We start from the raw sequence: 19,347 nt of genomic DNA, 5'->3' as shown, positions 1-19,347 counted from the left end.
AAGCAACCCTCTCATCTGTCCCCGCGTGGGGCGGGGCAGGAGTTGGCACCAGGGCGACCCCTCGCGAAGAGGAGTCCGGTTGCCACGACGTCATCGGGCCTGTTCCCTCAGTCGTTCTCGATGAGACGATAATAGTCTAAGGAGCGGGGTGCGGGTTTTCAAGCGGGCAATGCGCCAGGGCATAGGGCTCTCGCCCGTTCTTCACGCACGGGCGATGCGTCCCCGAAACTTTTGGGGAACGATGCCGTGCATCAATGTCGACAATAATTCCCGACTGACCGAGTGAGTCCACCGACGGCCCCATTATGCAAAACGATCTGCACCCCGAGTACAGCGAAGTGACCATCCAACTCGCGGATGGCACTGAAATCACGACCCGGTCCACGATGGAGACCGACTCGTACGAGACCGAAGTCGACTCGACGAACCACCCCTTCTACACGGGCCGTCGTCAGTTCGTCGACACCGCCGGCCGCGTCGAGAAGTTCAATCGCCGGTACGGGCTCAACGATGACGAGGAGGGGGAGGATGAGGAGACGGAGGACGCTGCCGACGAATAGGCCCCCATCCCCATTTCGAAGAGTGAAGGTCACCTGTGCGAACGGGTGGCCTTTTCGTTTTCGAGGGGGATGCTCGGCGTTGCGGCGGTCAGATCCGGGCATACCTCCCTTCCCCTTGTCTCCCCACAATCGCACCCACGTTGCATGAGTAGTGTCAACCCCGTTTCCCTCATCGCGGCCAAGCGCGACGGCGATGCCCTGTCGAACGACGACGTGGCGGCACTCATCAACGGCTACACCAACGGGGAGGTACCGGACTATCAGATGAGCGCATTTCTGATGGCGGCGTACCTCAACGGCCTCTCCCCCGCGGAGGCGGCTGCTCTGACCGACGCGATGCTGCACTCGGGCACCCACATCGACCTCTCCTCAGTGCCGGGCACCAAGGTGGGCAAGCACTCGACCGGCGGGGTGGGAGACAAGGTGTCGCCGATCCTTGTGCCCCTCGTCGCCAGCTGCGGCGTGCCGGTGGCCAAACTCAGCGGGCGCGGGCTCGGCCACACCGGCGGCACCATCGACAAGCTCGAATCCATTCCCGGGTTCCGTACGGACCTGGGCGTCGAGCAGTATCGGCGGCAAGTGGGGAATGTGGGCGGGGTCATCGCCGGACAGACCGGCGAGGTGGCCCCCGCCGATAAGAAGATCTACGCGCTCCGGGACGTCACGGCAACCGTTGACTCGATTCCCCTCATCGCGGCGTCCATCATGAGCAAGAAGCTCGCGGAGGGCAACGACGCACTCGTGCTCGACGTGAAGTGCGGGCGTGGGGCCTTCATGAAGACCGACGCCGACGCGCGAACGCTGGCCGAGACCCTGGTCGCCATCGGCGCCGAACACGACACGCCCGTCGTGGCGGTCATGACGAACATGGACGTGCCGCTGGGCCGGGCCGTAGGCAACTGGCCGGAGATCCGAGAGGCAATCGCCTGTCTCCGTGGCGAGCAGGCGGAATCGCCCCTCATGCAAATCGTGCGTGGGCTGGCGGGTGAGATGATTGCTCTGGGCGGACAGGCGGAGACGCCGGCGGAGGGCCGCGTACGGGCCCGAGAGGCAATCGAGAGCGGACGGGCCCTGGGCCAGTTCCGGGCCCTCGTTGAGGCACAGGACGGGGCCCCGGCGGTCGTCGACGATCCAGACACGCGGCCCGATGGCGCACCGGTGGCCAAGGTGACTGCGCCGCCCGAGGCGGGAGGATACGTCGCGGATCTCGACGCCCTCTCGATCGGGCAGGCGGCCGTGGAACTCGGGGCCGGACGCCAAACGAAAGAGGCACCGGTCGATCCGGTTGCGGGCCTGACCCAGCTCAAGAAGCCGGGGGATCGGGTCGACGGGGGGGACGTGCTCGCCCGGCTTCACGCCGGTGGGAGCCCCGACCTGGGGGCCGTTCGGGCCGCCGTGCGCAGTGCCTACACCTTCTCGGACACACCCCCATCCGCCGCCCCTTCCCTGAAGGCCCGCTATGACGCTCAAGGCTGGACCCATCTGTCGGAGGGCACTGCGGGCGAGGTGTAACAATCCGCTTCCGTGCAAAGTATATGAACTGTATTCATCCGGCCCTTCGACACCGACCCCCCTGCTATGTCTATTTGGTCCCGATTCAAGCGCGCAGTAAAGTCGCTCTTCGGCGGCGCCGTTTCGGCGATGGAGGATCCGCGGACGATTCTCGAACAAAACATCCGGGAGCTCAACGATCAAGTCCCGGAGATGAACGAAAACATCGCCACGGTGAAGGCGAACAAGATCATGCTCGAGAAGGAGGTCGAGAAGACGAAAGACCGGGTCGAGCAGCTCTCCAACCGCATCAAGACCGCCCTCAAGTCCGACCGCGAAGACATTGCCAAAAAGTACGCAAAGCGACTGGAGGACCAGAAAGAAAGCCTAGAGCGGACGGAGGAGCAGCTCAAGGGCGCCGAGCGGGCCTACGAGAAAGCCCTCAAGGTCAAGAAGGCCTTCATGCGCGAGAAAGAGCAGAAGATTCAAGAGGCGAAAAACGCCCTCCGCCAGCACGAGCGGGCGCAGTGGCAGGCCGAGATTGCCGATACAATGGAGCAGTTCGAGGTGTCGGGGCTGGACCAGACCCACGATGGGATGGTCCGGCGTCTGGACGAAGAGTCCGCCAAAAACGAGGCCCGCATGGAAATGGCCCTCGACTCGGTGGACACCGAAGCCATGCAGATTGAGGAAGACGCCGAGGAGCTGCGGGCCCAGCAGGTCGTCGATGAGTTCAAGGCCGATATGGGCATGGCCGAAGGAGGGGAGACGCTGGACCAGGAGTCCATGGAGGAGGAGACGATCGACCTACCGGAGGACGAAGAGATTGAAGAGCCGTCGAAGACCATCGGCAAGCAGCGCAACAAGTCAGAGTAGTCCGTCCTGGGCCGACGATTGAATGACGAGCCTGGATGCCTTCGCTCAGCATGCACAATCCGCCGTCCGATAGAGCCATGACCGACGAAGAATTCCAGCGGCTGAAGGAGACCGAAAAGCGGCACCTGCGGGCCAAAAAACGGCTCCAGACGACCCTTGAACAGTTGAAGCAGCGGGGCGAGGTGCAGGGAGTCGTGCGGCGCATGAAGCAGGGCGCCCGGCGCCTGCTGGCCGAGACCGAGTCGCTCGTGGACCGGTTGCGAGGGGCGGTTGCGGAGCGGGAGGCCCGCTTCGAGGTGGCCCTCGACGACGAGTGGGGGGAGGATGCGGAGCTCCGCGAGGCCGAAGAGGCCCTTCGTGACGAGCGCGCCGAGCAGCTCATCCGTCGGATGAAGGCGGAAGAGGCGGAGACGTCTGCCCGTCCGGGTGCGGCGCCTGGTACCAACGAATCGTCTGATTCGGGGGCAGAAGAGGCAGCGGAGGCGGACGATCCGCATCCGGAGGGGCCCGACAAGACCATTGGCCGCATGGGCGACCTCCACGCCGACGACGCTTCGTAGCCCGAATAATCCCATTGTCATGGACGACGACATCAATTACACGAAAGAGGCCCTCTTCAACACCTGGAATCTGGTGTTTTTGATCACGGTCGTGGCTGTGGCGGCGGGCCTCGGGCTGGTCGGCATCTTCCCCGCCTGGCTTCCCGAACTCCTCCTCCTGCTGGGGGGCGGAGCGGAGCTCCTCTACCTAGGGGTGATGCCGCGGCACGACCGGTTTCAGCGGTACATCCGCGCCGAGAAGCGGTCCGAACAACACCAGGCGCCGTCCCAGCGCGAGATTTTCAGCCAGCTCCGCAATCAGAGCCAGCGTCGCTACGCCAAGCTTCGGAAGCTCAAGGAGCAAATCCAGGCAAACTACCAGAAGCTCAGCTACGCCTCCCAGGGCATCTTGGGGAGCCACGTCGAAAAGATCGACGGCCTTCTGGACTCGTACCTCGACCTGCTTCACCAGCGGGAGCGGTACCGGGACTTCATGGACAGCGCCACGGAGGCGCAAATTCTCGAGTCCATCGACGCGCTGAAGAAAGACATGGCCGACGACGCCGAACGGGTGCGGGCCGTCAAGCAACGCCGGCTGAAGGTGTTGGAGCGCCGGCTGGCACGCTTCCGCAAGGCCCACGAAAACCTGGAGATCATTGGCGCGCAGCTTAGCACCATCGAGGACGTGGTGCGGTACATCCACGAGCAGTCCTGGACACTGCAAAACCCGGAAGAGGTGACGACACAGCTCGACACCCTGCTGCAGGAGGTGGAGGAGACCCAAAGCTCCATCCGTGAGATCGAAGACGTATTCGCCGCTCCCACCGACTATCTCGACGACGAGATGGCGGAAGACCTAGATGCGCTCGACGCAGAGTTGGACGCGGCCACGGAGGGGGCTCTCGATGTGCCCGACGGCGATGACGGGTCCGTGTCTGACCTCGAGGATAAGACCCAGGAGCGGTCGTCTCAGTCCCGAGTCCGAGAGTAGTTTCCTAAGGGAGAAGGCCCCGCGGGCGGCCTCACTCGGACGACTCGGCTGCGGACCCGAGGGGCGGCACGCCCCGACGCCCGTACGCGAGCACGAGTTTGAGGTGGGCCACCGTCGGGTCTACCAGGCCGAGCGCGTCCAGTCGTTCCTGAGGGGTTTCTGGAAGTTTTGGGGGGCTTACACGCCCCATCCACAGCTCCATCTTGTCCCCGAGCGCGTGCGGCCCCGGAAATTGGCCGCCCGGCAAATGAGTCGTGTAAAAGGCGCGCTTCTCCTCGAGACGGGCGCGAACCTCCTCGGCCACTTCTGAGAGCTCCGGGCGCTCTTCGGCCACCATCGCCTTCCCAAGGAGGTAGTTCCGGTACGTGAAGGGGAGATCGAGGAGCGTTTCGATAATGGTTGGGGCCCGGTCGGGCTCCTCCTCGAGCCCGATCTCGGCGGCCCGTGCGGTGGCCGTAGCGATGAGGCAGAGCGTCTCCTCGGCCACGAGCTCCGGGTCGGCCCCTTCCATATCGCCGATGCTCTCAATCACGGCGTGGGTCAGGTCCTGCGTGAGGCCCAGGGTCCCCACCGTGGCGAAAGACGTGAAGCGGGCCACGCGGTTGAGCGGGGCATCGGAATCGTCGGAAGACATGGAGTGACCGGTTGGAGAGCGGGAAATCGGAGTCAGGAGGCGCCAGCGCTAGGACTCAGCGGGGGACGTGTCCTTGGACTTGCTCTTCCAGTTCCCGCTCTGTCCTCCGGTCTTGGCGCGCAGGTGCACGTCGCCGATGCGGATGTTTTTGGTGACCGACTTGCACATGTCGTAGATCGTGAGGGAGGCCACCGAGACTGCCGTAAGCGCCTCCATCTCGACCCCTGTCACGCCGAAGGACTTGGCAAAGGCCCGGACGTCGATGGCCTGTTCGTCCTCGTTGAACGTGAAGTCGACCTCCACGCCGTTGATGGTGACGTCGTGGCAGAGGGGGATAAGCTTGTCGGTTTGCTTCGCCCCCATGATGCCGGCGATCTGGGCGGTCGTCAGGACATCGCCCTTCTCGATGTCGTGGTCCCGGACGCGCCGGAATGCCTCCTCTCCCAGATGAACCCGTCCGACGGCGACGGCGGTGCGGGCGGAGTCCGACTTCTGGGACGCGTCCATCATGCGGACGCCTCCTTCGGGATCGGGGTGGGTGAGTGTAGAAGGATCGGCCATAGGTCAATCGGCAAAAGCGAAATGAATACGTACACGTGGGGCGGGACTCGGCGAGAAAACTCCGTCCGTTCGAATCGGGAGGGGGCCCGTTGGTTTCAAAACGCGGGACGGGGGATGATTAGTGTGCATCCGGCCAGTCGGGCGTCGTGTGCACCGGAGTGCCCCCCAGATACGTCGCCACGACCTCCGTGTCCAGAAGACGGTCAGCAGGCACCGTCATGAGGTCTTGAGAGAGTACCACGAAGTCGGCGCGTTTGCCTGCGGATATGGATCCGATCTCGTCCTCCTGAAACGCAGCGTAGGCGGCGCCCCAAGTGTGGGCGTGGAGGGCTGTAGCGCGGGCCAGCCGCTCGTTGGGCTGCCAGCCCCCGTCGGGCGCACCGTCCGCGTCCTGGCGCGTGACGGCGGCGTGGAAGCCCCGAATCGGGTCGGGAGGCTCGACCGGTGCGTCGGACCCGAACGCGAGGCGGGCGCCCGCATCCTGCAGGCTTCGCCACGCGTAGGCGTCTGTGATCCGGTCCGGGCCGAGACGCGCCGGGGCCCAATCGTGGTCGCTCGGCGCGAATGCCGGTTGTACGGAGGCGATCACACCGAGGCGGCCAAAGCGAGATCGGTCCTCGGGGGCCACAATCTGAGCGTGCTCGATCCGTGGCCGACGGAGCGGGTGGGGACTCTTCCGGGCGACGTCTTCGTAGGCGTCCAGTACCTGTCGGTTGGCGCGGTCGCCAATGGCGTGGGTGTTTACCTGAAACCCGCACTCATGGGCTACCCGCACGTGTTCCCGAAACGCGTCGTCTTCGTGGAGTAGGAATCCGCGGTTGCCCGACGCGTCGGCGTAGTCTTCGAGCAGGGCGGCGCCCCGGCTGCCGAGCGCGCCGTCGGCGAAGAACTTGACCGACTCCACGTCGAGGCGTCCGGATGGGTGATGCAGTGGGCCGCGGTCACAGAAATGCTCGAGCGTGTCCCCGCGCCCGTCGATCATGGCGTACAGCCGGAGTGGGAACCGCCCCTCCTCCAGAAAGCGCTGGACTCGTCGCAGGGTAGAGAGCCCCAGCCCTGCGTCGTGTAGGCTCGTGATGCCGCGCCGGGCAGTCTGGCGGAGGGCGGCGGAGAGGGCACGTTCCTGTTGTGCCTCACTAGGGGGCGGAATATGGTCTTCAACGAGGGTCATCGCGGCATCGACCAGCACTCCCGTGGGGACACCAGTGCCGTCGCGGTGAATGTGCCCGCCGTCGGGGTCGCTCATCTCATGGAGGCGGTTCAGGCCCACGGTGGCTTCTAGAGCGGCCGTGTTGGCCCAGCCGGCATGGACATCCGTACGCGTGAGCCAGACGGGACGCTCCGGGAACGCGGCATCCAGGGCGCTACGAGAAGGAAGGCGAGCGGGCGTCCACTCGGTCTGGTCCCACCCGTGGCCCCGCAGCCACGCGTCGGGAGGGTGGTCGTGGTCGGCGACGAATGACCGGAGCTGTTCGACGACCGCGTCCGGGGACGAGGCATCCGTAAGGTCGGCACGTCGGAGGGCCAGTCCCAACTCTTGCAGGTGGGCGTGTGCGTCGATGAAGCCCGGCACGATGGTCCGCCCGCCGGCGTCCATGCGCCGGGCGCCCGGAACGGCCGCCGACGCCTCCGCGGATGAGCCAACCGCGGCAATACGGCCGTCGCGGACGGCTAGGGCCGTGGCAGGGACGGGCTCGTCACGAGCGTCGTTGACGGGGTGCACGCGGGCATTCGTAATTAGGAGCTCGGAGGATGGCATCTAAGAAGAAGTAAGCAGTAGAAGGTACAAAAAGACAGTAGGTCGAGAATAAGTGATTCTGTAGAAGCGCTTTTCGTAAAGAACCAGTGACTGAAAGCGCTTTGCACAAAATCACCATTTGATACTCACAGGGCTTTCACTCATATAACGGGTCCCTTTACACGGATTATGAAAAAAAGGCCGTTCCAGACGTCTGACCGGTCCGAATAAATAGTTTCCATTGCGGCACGACCCGCGACACGAATATGGGCCACTCCCTCCCACCCCCATCCCTCGTGCAATCCCCAGACCGCCCGGCACTAGGACCCCGGCGAGAACGATCCAACTGTGGCGTCGGGGTCCTTATGGACCTGAACGGCACGAAGAGCCACACAATGGTTGACGAGGCACTCGGGCTGCTTCGCCGCCTCGATCACCGTGGCGCGCGCGGCGCCGAAGAGAACACGGGCGACGGGGCAGGCATCCTGATTCAGAAGCCGCACGCGTTCTATCAAGATGTTGTCCCGAGTCTCAACGACGTAGACTCCTACGGGGTCGGCCAGTTTTTTCTCCCGACCGACGAGCACGTCCAATCGGCGCTCCGCGATTTTATCGATCAACAGGTACAAGCCGAGGGCTTTGAATCTGTTGCGTGGCGCTCTGTGCCGACCGACGCCTCGGACCTCGGCCCCACGGCCCGCGCCACGGAGCCCGACGTGTGGCAACTCTTCATCCGGCCCACCGCGTCGCTTTCTCCCGAGACTCTCGACGCCCGGCTGTACGTCCTTCGTCGTCTTCTCGAATCGGCGGTGGCGGACAGCGACCTCGAAGACAGCGAGACGTTCTACGTATGTTCATTGGACCGGCGCAGGGTGGTCTACAAGGGGCTCCTCACCAACGCGCAGGTTGCTAGTTACTACCCGGAACTGGCCGACGATCGGGTACGATCGACCCTGGCTCTCGTCCACTCCCGCTTCTCCACGAACACGCTGGGCGCGTGGCGCCTCGCTCATCCCTACCGCACCGTCGTCCACAATGGGGAGGTCAACACGCTCCGTGGCAACCTCAACTGGATGCGGGCCCGGGAGGCAGACCTGCACACCGACGCCTTCGGGGAGGATCTGGAGCGGATCCGGCCCATCACCACGGCGGCGCAGAGCGACACGGCGGTGCTCGACAACGTGTTGGAGCTGCTCGTAGAGAGCGGTCGCTCGCTGCCGCACGCCCTGCGGATGCTCATCCCGGAGGCTTGGACCAAGGATGCCCGGATGAGTCCGGCCCGGCGGGCCTGGTACGAGTACCATTCGACCCTCATCGAGCCATGGGACGGGCCGCTCCTCGCGGCTTTTACCGACGGGGACAGTGTCGGGGCGGTGCTCGACCGCAACGGCCTGCGGCCGTGTCGCTACTGGGTCACCCACGACGACCAGCTCATAATGGCCAGCGAAGCAGGCGTGGTGGACGTGCCGCCCGAACGGGTGGCCCGAAAGGACCGGCTACAACCCGGCCAGCTCTTCCTTGCCGACGCGGCGGCGGAGCGCATCGTGCCGGAGGAGGAAGTGTTTGACCAACTGACCGACGAAAAATACAAACGGTGGCTCGACGAGTCCCGCGTGCGGCTCCGCACGCTCGTGTCCGCCGGTGCACCCTCGGGCGATGCCCCCGGGCCGGAGGGCCTGTCCTCCTTGAACGGAGAGGCGGAGGCCCTCCCTAGGCAGCAGCAGGCCTTCGGCTACACGCGGGAGCACGTCCGGCGGCTCGTGCAGCCGATGGGAGAGGACGGCAAGGATCCGGTGGGTGCGATGGGCAACGACACGCCGCCCGCCGTTCTCTCGGACCAGAGCAAAACCCTCTTCACCTACTTCAAGCAACTGTTCGCGCAGGTCTCAAATCCGCCCCTCGACTACATTCGTGAGGAGCTAATCACCTCGCTCGAAAGCCACGTCGGGCGCAAGGGGAATTTGCTCACGGAGGGGCCGGAGCACTGCCGGCAGGTGCACCTGGATTCGCCCATCCTCAGTGACGCGGAGCTGGACGCGCTCCGCCACGTCGACACGAATGGCATCCGGTCGACGACGATCGACACGACATTCGGGGAGGAGATGAGCCTGGAGGCCGCCGTTGAGCGAATTTGCCGGGACGCGCGCCAGGCCGTGGCGGCGGGCGACGAAATTCTCCACCTGTCGGACCGAGCAACGGGGCCGGACCGGCTTCCGATCCCGAGTCTTCTTGCCGTGGGGGCCGTGCACCATGATCTGATCCGGGCGGGCCGCCGGACGCACGCGGCGCTCGTGGTCGACAGTGGGCAGCCCTGCGCGGTGCACCACGTCTGCACGCTCTTGGGCTACGGGGCCGACGCCGTGCACCCCTATCTGGCCTACGCCACTGTGCGCGACTGGGCGGGGCGCAGCGACGCGGTGCCCGACGCGGAGACGGCCGTCGAGCGATACGTTGGGGCTCTCGAACAGGGCCTTCTCAAGGTGATGGCCAAGATGGGCATCTCCACCCTCGAGAGCTACAAGGGGGCGCAGGTCTTCGAAGCGGTTGGCCTCGACTCGGAATTTGTGGAGGCGTACTTCTTCGGCACCCCCTCGCGAATTGAAGGGGCGGGCCTCGACGAATTGGAGGCCGATCTGCGCGATCGTCATGAGAGCGCGTTTGAGGAGTCCCTGCCGGGCGCGACGGACCTGGAGAGCGGTGGGGAGCTCTACTGGCGACGGGACGGGGAGCATCATCAGTGGAGCCCACAAACGATTGGCACGCTCCAGCACGCGGTGCGGCAGGACGACCGCGCGGCGTACGATGAGTTTGCCGCGCTGATCAACGAGCAGTCGACCCAGCACCAGACGCTGCGGGGCTTGCTTGCGTTTGACGCCGCGCCCGACGCGGCCATCCCGCGTGCCGAGGTGGAGTCTGCCGCGTCCATTGTCCAGCGCTTCTTCACGGCTTCCATGTCGTTTGGCTCCCTCAGCCCGGAGGCCCACGAGACGCTCGCCGTCGCGATGAACCGGATTGGCGGGCGGGCCAGCACCGGCGAGGGCGGCGAGCAGGTCGACCGCTTCGGCACCGAACGCGAATGTGCGATCAAACAGGTGGCCAGTGGGCGCTTCGGGGTGACGAGCACCTACCTCCAACACGCCGACGACATCGAAATCAAGATGGCGCAGGGCTCGAAGCCCGGGGAGGGTGGACACCTGCCGGGGGAGAAGGTAAACGAGCTCATCGCCGAGACGCGCTACACGACCCCGGGGGTGTCGCTTATTTCGCCGCCGCCCCACCACGACATCTACTCGATTGAGGACCTCGCACAGCTCATCCACGACCTCAAAAGTGTCAATTCGGCGGCCGACGTGCACGTGAAGCTCGTGGCAGCGGCCGGCATCGGAGTCATCGCCGCGGGCGTGTCCAAGGCGAAGGCCGATGCCCTCCTCATCAGCGGCCAGTCCGGCGGGACGGGGGCGTCGCCGAAGACCTCCATCAAGTCGGCGGGCCTCCCGTGGGAGTTGGGCGTATCGGAGGCGCAGCAGGTGCTCCTCGAAAACAACCTCCGCTCCCGCATCCGTCTCCGTGTGGATGGCGGCCTCAAAACCGGGCGGGACGTGGCGGTGGCGGCGTTGCTGGGCGGAGAGGAATTTGGCTTCGGCACTGCGGCACTCGTCTGTCTGGGATGCATCATGCTTCGGAAGTGTCATTGCAACACCTGCTCGGTGGGCATCGCCACGCAGGACCCGGAGTTGCGCGAGCAGTTCGTGGGCGAGCCCGAGCACGTGATGCGCTACATGCACTTTGTGGCGGAAGAACTCCGCGAGATCATGGCGGACCTCGGGGTGCGCACCGTCGACGAGATGGTGGGGCGTACCGACCTGTTGCGGCAGAGGAACACCGACCACCCGAAGGCCCGTCGGCTGGATCTGGGGTCGATTTTGCACCGTCCGGCCAGCGACGACGATCCGCGGAAGACGACGGAACAGAACCATAAGCTCGACGACAAGCTGGACCATACCCTTATTGAAGAGGCCCGTCCGGCCCTCGACCAGCAGGCCCCGGTCCAGATAACCCACGACATTCACAACTGGGACCGGGCGGTCGGGGCCATGCTCAGTTCCGAGGTGACCGGTCGCTACGGGCCGGACGGGCTCCCCGACGGCACCATCGAGGTTGATGTTGAGGGGGTGGCCGGGCAGAGCTTCGGGGCATTTCTGGCCTCCGGGGTCACCCTTCGGCTCGTGGGCGAGGCCAACGACTACGTCGGGAAGGGCCTTTCCGGGGGGCGGATTATTCTGCGCACCCCAGAGACAGCGGGCTTCGAGGCAGACGAGAACATCGTCCTGGGCAACGTGGCCCTCTACGGCGCAACCCGGGGAGAGACCTACGTCAACGGCCAGGCCGGCGAGCGCTTCGCGGTTCGCAACTCCGGCGCACAGGCGGTCGTGGAGGGGGTGGGCGACCACGGGTGCGAGTACATGACCGGCGGTGTGGTCGTCGTGCTTGGAGGCACCGGCCGCAACTTCGGGGCGGGCATGAGTGGCGGGGAGGCGTACGTGCTCGACGAGGACGGGACCTTTGCGGACACGGTCAATCGCGAGATGGTGCGCGTCGAGGCCCTGTCCGGTGAGCGGGACCGCCGCCTCGTTCGTCGCCTCGTGGAGCACCACCTTCACCACACGGGCAGCGCCAAGGCGACCCGCGTGCTGAACGAGTGGGAGAAGTACGTCGGCCGGTTCCGCAAAGTCATGCCCGACGCCTTCGCCCGACAGGTGGAGGCGAGTCTCGAACGGGGAGAGGACATCCGCCCCACCGTGCCGTCTTCGCCGTCGGCGTCTGCTCCCGTAGCTGCATGATTCGCGAAGCGTGAAAGCGTGAGGGAGAAGTTCGTTGCGCGTCGTCCCTCACGCAATACGCATCGGAAACGGCGCATCCTCTGCCCCCCTGCCCCTACGCTCTCTACCCCTACGCTCAAGTGCCATGCCCCGCGAACACCATCCGGACGGATACCGGAAGCACCCGCGCCGCCCCATCGGCAAGCGGTCGGCCACGGAGCGCACGGCTGACTTTCGCGAAATTTGGGCGCCGGAGTGGAGCCCCGAGGCCCTACAGAATCAGGGGGAGCGCTGTGTCGATTGCGGGGTGCCCACCTGCATGAGCGGCTGTCCCATCGGCAACCGCATTCCGGAGTGGAATGACCTGGTGCACCGCAGCGACTGGAAGGAGGCCCTGGAGCAGCTCCACGCCACGAACAACTTTCCGGAGTTTACGGGCTACACCTGCCCGGCCCCCTGCGAGGATGCCTGTGTTCTGGCCGTCAACGACGATGCCGTGGCCATCAAAAGCATCGAGCGGGCCATCGTGGACAAGGGATGGGAGGAAGGCTGGATTCAGCCGGAGCCGCCCGCCGAACGGACTGGCTTTCAGGTGGCCGTGGTGGGGAGCGGGCCGGCCGGCCTTGCCGCCGCGCAGCAGCTCAACCGTGCCGGGCACCGGGTAACGGTCTACGAACGGGACGAGGCCATCGGCGGCCTGATGACATACGGCATTCCGGACTTCAAATTTGCGAAGCGCCGCGTCGAGCAGCGGGTCGATCAGCTTGGGCGAGAGGGCATTCGGTTCGTAGTAGACACGGAGGTGGGGGCTGACCTCCCGGCGGAGCAGGTTCGCGCGGGCCACGATGCGGTGTGTCTCGCCCTGGGCGCACAGGAGCCCCGTACGCTCCCGGTCCCGGGCACCGACCTGGACGGCGTACTGCCGGCCATGGAGTTCCTCCCGCAGGAAAACCGTCGTCAGCAAGGCCAGGCCGCCCCTGGTGGTACCACGGCCGCCCACAAGAATGTCGTTGTGTTGGGGGGCGGGAGCACCGGGGCCGACTGCGTCGCCACGGCCCACCGACAGGGTGCGAAGCAGGTCGTCCAGATTGGCATCAACGAGCGAGGCTCCACCGAGCGGGCGGCGGACAATCCCTGGCCGGAGGCCGCACAGGTGTACACCAAGACCTACGCCCAGGAGGAGGGCGGGGCCGAGGAGTTTGCGGTCAATACCCAGGCACTGGTCGACCTCGATGACGACGGCCGGGTGGATGAACTGCAGGCCGAGCGGGTAGAGTGGACCTACGAGGATGGCCGTCGCGCCGACAAGACGGTTCTCGACCCCGAGCTCCAGATCCCTGCCGACCTGGTTCTCGTCGCCATCGGGTTCACGGGGCCGGACAGCAATCCCTTCGCATCATCGGGCGTGGCGCGGGCCGATGATGGGACCTTCGCCACGGACGACCGACTGATGACGGACGCAGAGGGCATTTTTGCGGCGGGGGATGCCCGGATGGGAGCTTCACTCGTGGTGTGGGCCATCGGGGAGGGGCGCGACGCGGCCCGTCAGGTTGATCGCTACCTTACCGGCAACACGGAGCTTCCAGCGAGCCTCCAGACCTCCAACCCGCCCCTCGGCCGGTAACCGGGCCGAGACGACCGACTGCCGTCTTCCCGCGCCCCACCCCAGCTACTCGTCCGCCCGGCGCTCCACCCAGAGCGTCACCGGGCCGTCGTTCGTGAGGTGGACATCCATCAGTGCGCCGAACTCGCCGGTAGGGACGTCTCGTCCGAGGTGCCCTTCGAGTTCACGGACGAAGTGTTCGTAGAGCCGGTCGGCCCGGTCGGGCGGCGCGGCCTCCGTAAAGGAGGGCCGGTTGCCCGCGCTCGTGTCGCCGTAGAGGGTGAACTGAGGCACCACCAGGGCATCGCCCCCGGTGTCGAGAAGCGACTCGTCCATTTTGCCGTCGGCGTCGGGAAAGACGCGCAGGTGGGCGCACTTCTCGGCACACCATGCGCTTTCGGCGCGGGTGTCGTCCTCATGGACACCGAGCAGGATGAGCAGGCCGTGTCCGATGGCCCCGACAGGTTCGCCGTCGATCTCGACGGTGGCTTCGGAAACGCGCTGTACGAGAGCAACCATACGGAGTGATGCGTAGAGGTGGGAAGCAGAGACGAACGGCGGTGGTCAGCGATCCGTGTCGGACTCCAGGCTCGAAAGAAAGGCACGAAGGGCGTCGAGGGCCTTTCGGCGGTGACTGATCTCGTTTTTCGCCTCCGCCGGCATCTCGGCAAACGTCTGGTCGTAGCCGTCCGGGCGGAAGATTGGGTCGTACCCGAAGCCCCCATCGCCGTGGGGAGCAGCTGCGATGGTGCCCTCACAGCGGCCCTCGAAGGTATGGGTGGCTCCGTCTGCGTCGATGAGTGCCACGACGGTCCGAAAGCGAGCGCGTCGGTCACTCACCCCGTCCATGACCCTCAACAGTTTTTGTTTGTTGTCTTCGGGCGTGGCGTCGGCACCAGCGAACCGGGCGGTGTGGACGCCCGGTCCTCCGTCGAGCGCCGCCACCTCCAGGCCCGTATCGTCGGCGAGGGCGGCGCGACCGGTGTGTTCGTGGTACGCCCGGGCCTTCTTTTGAGCATTGCCGGCGAGGGTGTCGGCGTCCTCAACCACGGTGAGAGACCGGTCGAGTTCGTTGGCCGGAAGGAGCGTCAGGTCGAGGCCGACGAGCAGGGCGCGGAGCTCGTCGACCTTGCCGGTGTTTCCGGTCGCCAATACCAGGGGAGAGAGAGCCGTCATGTGGGGGAGAGACTGGGGAAGTAATACCAAAGTGCGGAAAAGAAACATGCCTCTCACATTCGCGTTTCCACTCTGTATTTTGCGCAGCGTCCACTCTATTTCAAAACCAAACTCCCTACGGAGGGATCTACTTTGTCTGTTGGTGTAAAAGTCCGAAACAACGAAGACATTGATCGTGCGCTCAAGCGCTTCCGGCGTCAGGTAAACCGGAGTCGTGTGCTGCAGGAGTATCGGCAGAACATGACCTACATGAAGCCCTCAGAAGAGAAGCGGCTTGAAGAGAAGCGGTCTCGCCGCCGGCGTCACCGCCAGCGGAAGCGTGGCGACAACCGGAAGCGCAAGTAGAGCGCCGCACATTTGGTCGCCGGCGTCGGTGAATCGGCGCGCGGCAACGTTGTTGGGGACGGGCCCGAGCGGGTCCGTCCCTTTTTCTTTGGGTCCCCCTCAACCCGAAAGCCCCACCACACCGGGTGGGGCTTTCGGGGCTGACGAGGGAGAAGTTCTGACGAGGAGGAATTTTAGAGGCCGAGGGCTTCACCAACCAGCTGTTCTTGCTCCCGGTCGTGCACCTTCGCCGAGCCGGTGGCCGGGCTCGCGCTTGCCGGACGCCCGACGTACTGAATGCGCTGCTCACAGGGGCCGTGCACCTCCTCGAGCAGGTCGTCTAGGCGGGATTGCAGGAACGACCAGGTGCCCATGTTCTTTGGCTCTTCCTGCACCCATACCGTGTTGTCGGCCTCCGCGTAGCGTTCCAGCTCTTCCTTCACGTCCGATTCGGGGAAGGGATAAAACTGCTCCAGGCGCGTAATGGCAATCTCGTCGTGACGATCAGTGTCCTCCAACGCCGTCACGAGGTCGTAGTAGACCTTGCCGCTGCAGAGGATGTGTCGCGTCGCCTCGGCGGGTTCGGTCTCGGCCGGGATCACTTCCTGGACCCCCCCTTCCATGAGCTCCTGCGGCGTGGACACGCACTTCGGATGCCGTAGTAGACTCTTCGGCGTCATGATGATGAGGGGCTTCTTCACGTCGCGCTTCACCTGCCGGCGTAGGGCGTGGAAGTAGTTCGCGGGCGTGGAAAAGTTGGCGACGATCATGTTCTGCTCCGCACAAAGCTGCAGGAAGCGCTCCAGGCGGGCCGAGGAGTGCTCCGGGCCCTGTCCCTCGTAGGCGTGCGGCAGCAGGGCCACGAGGCTGGAGGTCTGTCCCCATTTCTCCTCGGCGGCACTCACGAACTGGTCCCATACAATCTCTGCCCCGTTCGCGAAGTCCCCAAACTGGGCCTCCCAGCAGGTGAGGGCGTTCTTGTCCACCACTGAGTAGCCGTACTCGAATCCGGCCACGGCGTACTCCGAGAGCAGACTGTCGTAGATGAGGAGTCGCTCCTGCTCGTCGGTGAGGTGGTTGAGGGGGGTATACTCCTCGCCGGTCTCTTGATCGAAGAGGACGGCGTGCCGCTGGCTGAAGGTGGCGCGTCGCGAGTCTTGTCCGCTCAGCCGGACACGGGTCCCCTCTTGCAGCAGCGAGCCAAACGCCAGGGTTTCGGAGAAGGCCCAGTCGATGCGCTCCTCATCGTAGAAGAGGTCGTCACGCTTCCCGAATAGCCGTTCGAGCTTCCGGTGGACGTTGAAGTCGTCCGGGAAGTCGGTGAGCACCTCTACGACCCGTTCCAGGTGCTCGCGCTCGGCCGTTGTGTCCACCGTGGGCAGACGATCGTCGGCCGTGCGCTGAACGCGTTCATCTAATGCCTTCTCGGCGTCCTTCTCTTCCAGGTCCTTGGTGCGTTCGAAGGCTTCCTGCAACCGGCCCCGGTAGTCGTCGAGCATTTGCTCGGCCTCGTCCGGCTCAATTTCGCCACGGCGGAGCAGCATTTCGGTGTAGAGCTTTCGGGGCGAGCGCTTCTCCTCGATCTTTTCGTAGAGCAACGGCTGCGTGAAGGTCGGCTCGTCGCCCTCATTGTGCCCGTGGACGCGGTAGCACATCATGTCGATGACCACGTCCTTGTTGAAGCGCTGGCGATACTCGAACGCCAACCGCGCGATGCGGACGCAGGTCTCCGGATCGTCGCCGTTGACGTGAAAGATCGGCGCCTCGATGGCACGGGCTAGGTCTGTCGCGTAGGTGGAGCTGCGGGCGTCACCGGGCGGCGTGGTGAAGCCGATCTGGTTGTTGATGACTAGGTGGACGGTGCCGCCGGTGGTGTAGCCGCGCAACTTGCTGAGGTTGAGGGTCTCCGCCACCACGCCCTGTCCGGCGAAGCCGGCGTCGCCGTGGAGCAGAAGGGGCATTACGGCGTCGTGGTAGTCGTCCTCGGTGGCCTCCGGGTGTTCGTCGCGCAACAGGTTCTGCTTGGCGCGGGACATGCCCTCCACGACTGGGTTCACCGCCTCCAGGTGGCTGGGGTTGGAGGCGAGCGTCACGGCAATCTCGTTGCCGTCGGGCGAGGTGACGTCCCCCTCGGCCCCCAGGTGGTATTTCACGTCGCCGGATCCCTGCGTTGTATTCGGGTCGATGTTGCCCTCGAATTTGGAGAAGATCTCCTCGTAGGGCTTGCCGATGATATTGGCCAGCACGTTGAGGCGCCCGCGGTGGGCCATGCCCATCACCACGTCCTCCACGCCCGCGTCGGCGGCGTCGGAGAGAAGGGTGTCGATGAGGGGAATCATGGTCTCTGACCCCTCCAGCGAGAAGCGCTTGTGGCCGATGTACTTGGTGTGCAGGAAGCGCTCGAACGCCTCGGCCGCGTTGAGCTTCTGGACGATCCGGTGGCGCTCGTCCTCCGACGGCGGACCGGCGTTCCGCATCGGCTCGATCCGGTTCTGGATCCACGTCTTCTCCTCAGGGTCGGAGATGTGCATGAAGGCCGTCCCCACCTTGCTGGTGTAGGACTTCCGCAGGATGGATAGAATCTCGCGCAGGGGCAGCTTGTCCTCGCCCCCGAGGCCGCCGGTGATGAACTCCCGATCCAGGTCCCAGACCGTGAGGCCGTAGGTGGCGGGGTCGAGCTCCTCGTGGTACTCCCACTCGTAGCCGAGCGGGTTGATGTCCGCCTGCAGGTGGCCGCGGACCCGGTAGGCCCGAATCAGCTGGAGCACGGCCGCCTGCTTCTCGGTCATGTCGAGCTCGTCCTGGGGCTGGGACTGCCCGAGCTGCGGCGTGGAGTCGGTAGCCATCCGGAACGGCTGATAGGGCACGCCCAGCTCGGAGAAGATCCGCTGGTAGAAGTCGTGGTTGCCCATCAGCAGCTCCTCAATGTGATTGAGGAAGGCCCCGCTGGTGGCGCCCTGGATGACGCGGTGGTCGTAGGTGGAGGTCAGTGTCATGACCGGAGAGACGCCGGCCTTGCTGGCAACCTCCGAGTCGTACCCGCGGTACTCGGGCGGGAAGTCGATGGCCCCGGCCCCCATGATGACGCCCTGTCCGGGCATCAGGCGTGCCACGCTCATCGACGTGCCGATCATGCCCGGGTTGGTGAGGGTGGCCGTGGTGCCCTGAAAATCGGACAGGTCGAGGTCGCCGTTCAGCGCGCGGCCGACAACGTTGTTGTAGGTCCCGAGGAACTCGGCGAAGTTGAGGCTGCCCGCGTCCTTGAGGTTCGGAACCAGGAGCGTGCGCTCGCCCCGCCGCTCCACGTCGATCGCGAGCCCCAGGTTGATCTGGTCCGGCTCGACGTGCTCCGGCGTGCCGTCCTCGTTCCGCCGAAACGTGGTGTTCATGTCGGGGTATTTCTGCATCGCCTGTACCATCGCGTAGGCGATGATGTGCGTGTACGACACCTTCTCGCCGCCCACCTGCTTCTGATAGTCGTTCAGGAGGGTGCGATTCTCGTCCAGTAGTTTGACCGGGATCGTACGGGCGGAGGTGGCCGTCGGGATGCCGAGGCTGTCCTCCATGTTTTCGACGACCTTGGCCGACGGACCCGTCATGGCCGTCACGTCGGCTTTTTCCTCGTCGACCGCCGGGGCCGAGGCGGGACGCAGGGGCTCCACGACGCCGTCTTCGGCCTCCTCTGTCTGGGGCGGGGGCGAGTCGGGCGGGGAGTCGCGATCCGTTGGCTCCGGTTCCGTGGGCTCTTCGGGGGGAGTGGTGGCCTCCCCGTCGCCTGCGGTCGTCCGGCTGACCGGGATAAAGGAGGCGTCCGGGTCGTAATCCGCGAAGAACTCGCGCCAGCTCTCGCTCACGCTATCAGGGTCGTCCTGATACTGCTTGTAAAGCTCTTCGATGTAGCCCGTGTTGAATCCGAGGCTGCTCACGGTGGAAAACGGTAGTTGATCGTGAAAGAAATTGCGGCTCCCCGCCTGGAGCGACTACCATGTACGACGCTTTCGCGACGAGGATTCGCGGAGAGGTCGGGCGGGAAC

General features: G+C 65.2%; 14 protein-coding genes and 1 riboswitch. Of the genes, 8 read left to right on the top strand and 6 right to left on the bottom strand.

What is annotated here, in order from left to right:
* Positions 1-8: 8 nt before the first annotated feature.
* Positions 9-127, bottom strand: a riboswitch (SAM riboswitch).
* 178 nt (positions 128-305) lie between these two features.
* The 5 genes from rpmE (at position 306) to OJB03_RS09425 (ending at position 4,457) form a co-directional block, all read left to right on the top strand.
* Positions 306-560 (top strand): 50S ribosomal protein L31, encoded by a 255-nt coding sequence (gene rpmE / locus OJB03_RS09445; RefSeq protein ID WP_263786774.1) that lies wholly within the window; start codon positions 306-308, stop codon positions 558-560.
* 144 nt (positions 561-704) lie between these two features.
* Entirely contained in the window at positions 705-2,072 is a 1,368-nt protein-coding gene (locus OJB03_RS09440) for a thymidine phosphorylase (protein WP_263786773.1), read from the top strand.
* Positions 2,073-2,138: 66 nt separating this feature from the next.
* The gene (locus tag OJB03_RS09435) at positions 2,139-2,927 is read left to right on the top strand and encodes a PspA/IM30 family protein (RefSeq protein WP_263786772.1); all 789 of its coding nucleotides are present in this window, start codon (positions 2,139-2,141) and stop codon (positions 2,925-2,927) included.
* A 77-nt stretch (positions 2,928-3,004) separates the two neighbouring features.
* Complete coding sequence (locus OJB03_RS09430) at positions 3,005-3,487, top strand: hypothetical protein (RefSeq protein WP_263786771.1); 483 nt, start codon at positions 3,005-3,007, stop codon at positions 3,485-3,487.
* Positions 3,488-3,506: 19 nt separating this feature from the next.
* Entirely contained in the window at positions 3,507-4,457 is a 951-nt protein-coding gene (locus OJB03_RS09425) for a hypothetical protein (RefSeq protein ID WP_263786770.1), read from the top strand.
* A gap of 31 nt (positions 4,458-4,488) precedes the next feature.
* Here OJB03_RS09425 and OJB03_RS09420 read toward each other — a convergent pair whose 3' ends face one another.
* The 3 genes from OJB03_RS09420 to OJB03_RS09410 all read right to left on the bottom strand — a co-directional run bounded on the left by OJB03_RS09420 (position 4,489) and on the right by OJB03_RS09410 (position 7,411).
* Complete coding sequence (locus OJB03_RS09420; protein ID WP_263786769.1) at positions 4,489-5,091, bottom strand: hypothetical protein; 603 nt, start codon at positions 5,089-5,091, stop codon at positions 4,489-4,491.
* Positions 5,092-5,139: 48 nt separating this feature from the next.
* Entirely contained in the window at positions 5,140-5,652 is a 513-nt protein-coding gene (moaC, locus tag OJB03_RS09415) for a cyclic pyranopterin monophosphate synthase MoaC (RefSeq protein ID WP_263786768.1), read from the bottom strand.
* A 118-nt stretch (positions 5,653-5,770) separates the two neighbouring features.
* The gene (locus OJB03_RS09410; protein ID WP_263786766.1) at positions 5,771-7,411 is read right to left on the bottom strand and encodes an amidohydrolase; all 1,641 of its coding nucleotides are present in this window, start codon (positions 7,409-7,411) and stop codon (positions 5,771-5,773) included.
* Positions 7,412-7,656: 245 nt separating this feature from the next.
* Here OJB03_RS09410 and gltB point away from each other — a divergent pair, with 245 nt between their 5' ends.
* Positions 7,657-12,231 (top strand): glutamate synthase large subunit, encoded by a 4,575-nt coding sequence (gene gltB / locus OJB03_RS09405; protein ID WP_263786765.1) that lies wholly within the window; start codon positions 7,657-7,659, stop codon positions 12,229-12,231.
* Positions 12,232-12,355: 124 nt separating this feature from the next.
* On the top strand, positions 12,356-13,834 hold the full coding sequence (locus OJB03_RS09400; protein ID WP_263786764.1) for a glutamate synthase subunit beta: 1,479 nt from the start codon (positions 12,356-12,358) through the stop codon (positions 13,832-13,834).
* 45 nt (positions 13,835-13,879) lie between these two features.
* On the opposite strand, the gene dtd is transcribed toward OJB03_RS09400, so the two are convergent.
* Both dtd and rdgB read right to left on the bottom strand, forming a co-directional pair.
* A complete protein-coding gene (dtd, locus tag OJB03_RS09395; protein ID WP_263786763.1) occupies positions 13,880-14,332 on the bottom strand; it encodes a D-aminoacyl-tRNA deacylase in 453 nt (150 codons plus the stop codon).
* A gap of 45 nt (positions 14,333-14,377) precedes the next feature.
* Positions 14,378-14,989 carry an RdgB/HAM1 family non-canonical purine NTP pyrophosphatase gene (gene rdgB, locus OJB03_RS09390; RefSeq protein ID WP_263786762.1) on the bottom strand — a complete coding sequence of 204 codons (612 nt, stop codon included), beginning with the start codon at positions 14,987-14,989 and terminating at the stop codon, positions 14,378-14,380.
* A 132-nt stretch (positions 14,990-15,121) separates the two neighbouring features.
* On the opposite strand from rdgB, the gene rpsU reads away from it, so the two are divergent.
* Positions 15,122-15,334: a 30S ribosomal protein S21 gene (gene rpsU, locus OJB03_RS09385; RefSeq protein ID WP_263786761.1), complete on the top strand. Its 213-nt coding sequence runs from the start codon at positions 15,122-15,124 to the stop codon at positions 15,332-15,334.
* A gap of 173 nt (positions 15,335-15,507) precedes the next feature.
* Here rpsU and OJB03_RS09380 read toward each other — a convergent pair whose 3' ends face one another.
* On the bottom strand, positions 15,508-19,239 hold the full coding sequence (locus tag OJB03_RS09380) for a multifunctional oxoglutarate decarboxylase/oxoglutarate dehydrogenase thiamine pyrophosphate-binding subunit/dihydrolipoyllysine-residue succinyltransferase subunit (protein ID WP_263786760.1): 3,732 nt from the start codon (positions 19,237-19,239) through the stop codon (positions 15,508-15,510).
* Between the last annotated feature and the right edge of the window lie 108 nt (positions 19,240-19,347).

The sequence above is a fragment of the Salinibacter grassmerensis genome (assembly GCF_947077765.1).
GTDB lineage: Bacteria > Bacteroidota > Rhodothermia > Rhodothermales > Salinibacteraceae > Salinibacter > Salinibacter grassmerensis.
The sequence above is the reverse complement of the archived record's forward strand: the minus strand, read 5'-3'. Positions and strand labels throughout refer to the sequence as shown.

Excerpts from the sequence above, each read along its gene's own strand:
- rpmE (WP_263786774.1), top strand. The coding sequence starts at position 306 with ATGCAAAACGATCTGCACCCCGAGTACAGCGAAGTGACCATCCAACTC.
- OJB03_RS09440 (WP_263786773.1), top strand. The coding sequence starts at position 705 with ATGAGTAGTGTCAACCCCGTTTCCCTCATCGCGGCCAAGCGCGACGGC.
- OJB03_RS09435 (WP_263786772.1), top strand. The coding sequence starts at position 2,139 with ATGTCTATTTGGTCCCGATTCAAGCGCGCAGTAAAGTCGCTCTTCGGC.
- OJB03_RS09430 (WP_263786771.1), top strand. The coding sequence starts at position 3,005 with ATGACCGACGAAGAATTCCAGCGGCTGAAGGAGACCGAAAAGCGGCAC.
- OJB03_RS09425 (WP_263786770.1), top strand. The coding sequence starts at position 3,507 with ATGGACGACGACATCAATTACACGAAAGAGGCCCTCTTCAACACCTGG.
- OJB03_RS09420 (WP_263786769.1), bottom strand. The coding sequence starts at position 5,091 with ATGTCTTCCGACGATTCCGATGCCCCGCTCAACCGCGTGGCCCGCTTC.
- moaC (WP_263786768.1), bottom strand. The coding sequence starts at position 5,652 with ATGGCCGATCCTTCTACACTCACCCACCCCGATCCCGAAGGAGGCGTC.
- OJB03_RS09410 (WP_263786766.1), bottom strand. The coding sequence starts at position 7,411 with ATGCCATCCTCCGAGCTCCTAATTACGAATGCCCGCGTGCACCCCGTC.
- gltB (WP_263786765.1), top strand. The coding sequence starts at position 7,657 with ATGGGCCACTCCCTCCCACCCCCATCCCTCGTGCAATCCCCAGACCGC.
- OJB03_RS09400 (WP_263786764.1), top strand. The coding sequence starts at position 12,356 with ATGCCCCGCGAACACCATCCGGACGGATACCGGAAGCACCCGCGCCGC.
- dtd (WP_263786763.1), bottom strand. The coding sequence starts at position 14,332 with ATGGTTGCTCTCGTACAGCGCGTTTCCGAAGCCACCGTCGAGATCGAC.
- rdgB (WP_263786762.1), bottom strand. The coding sequence starts at position 14,989 with ATGACGGCTCTCTCTCCCCTGGTATTGGCGACCGGAAACACCGGCAAG.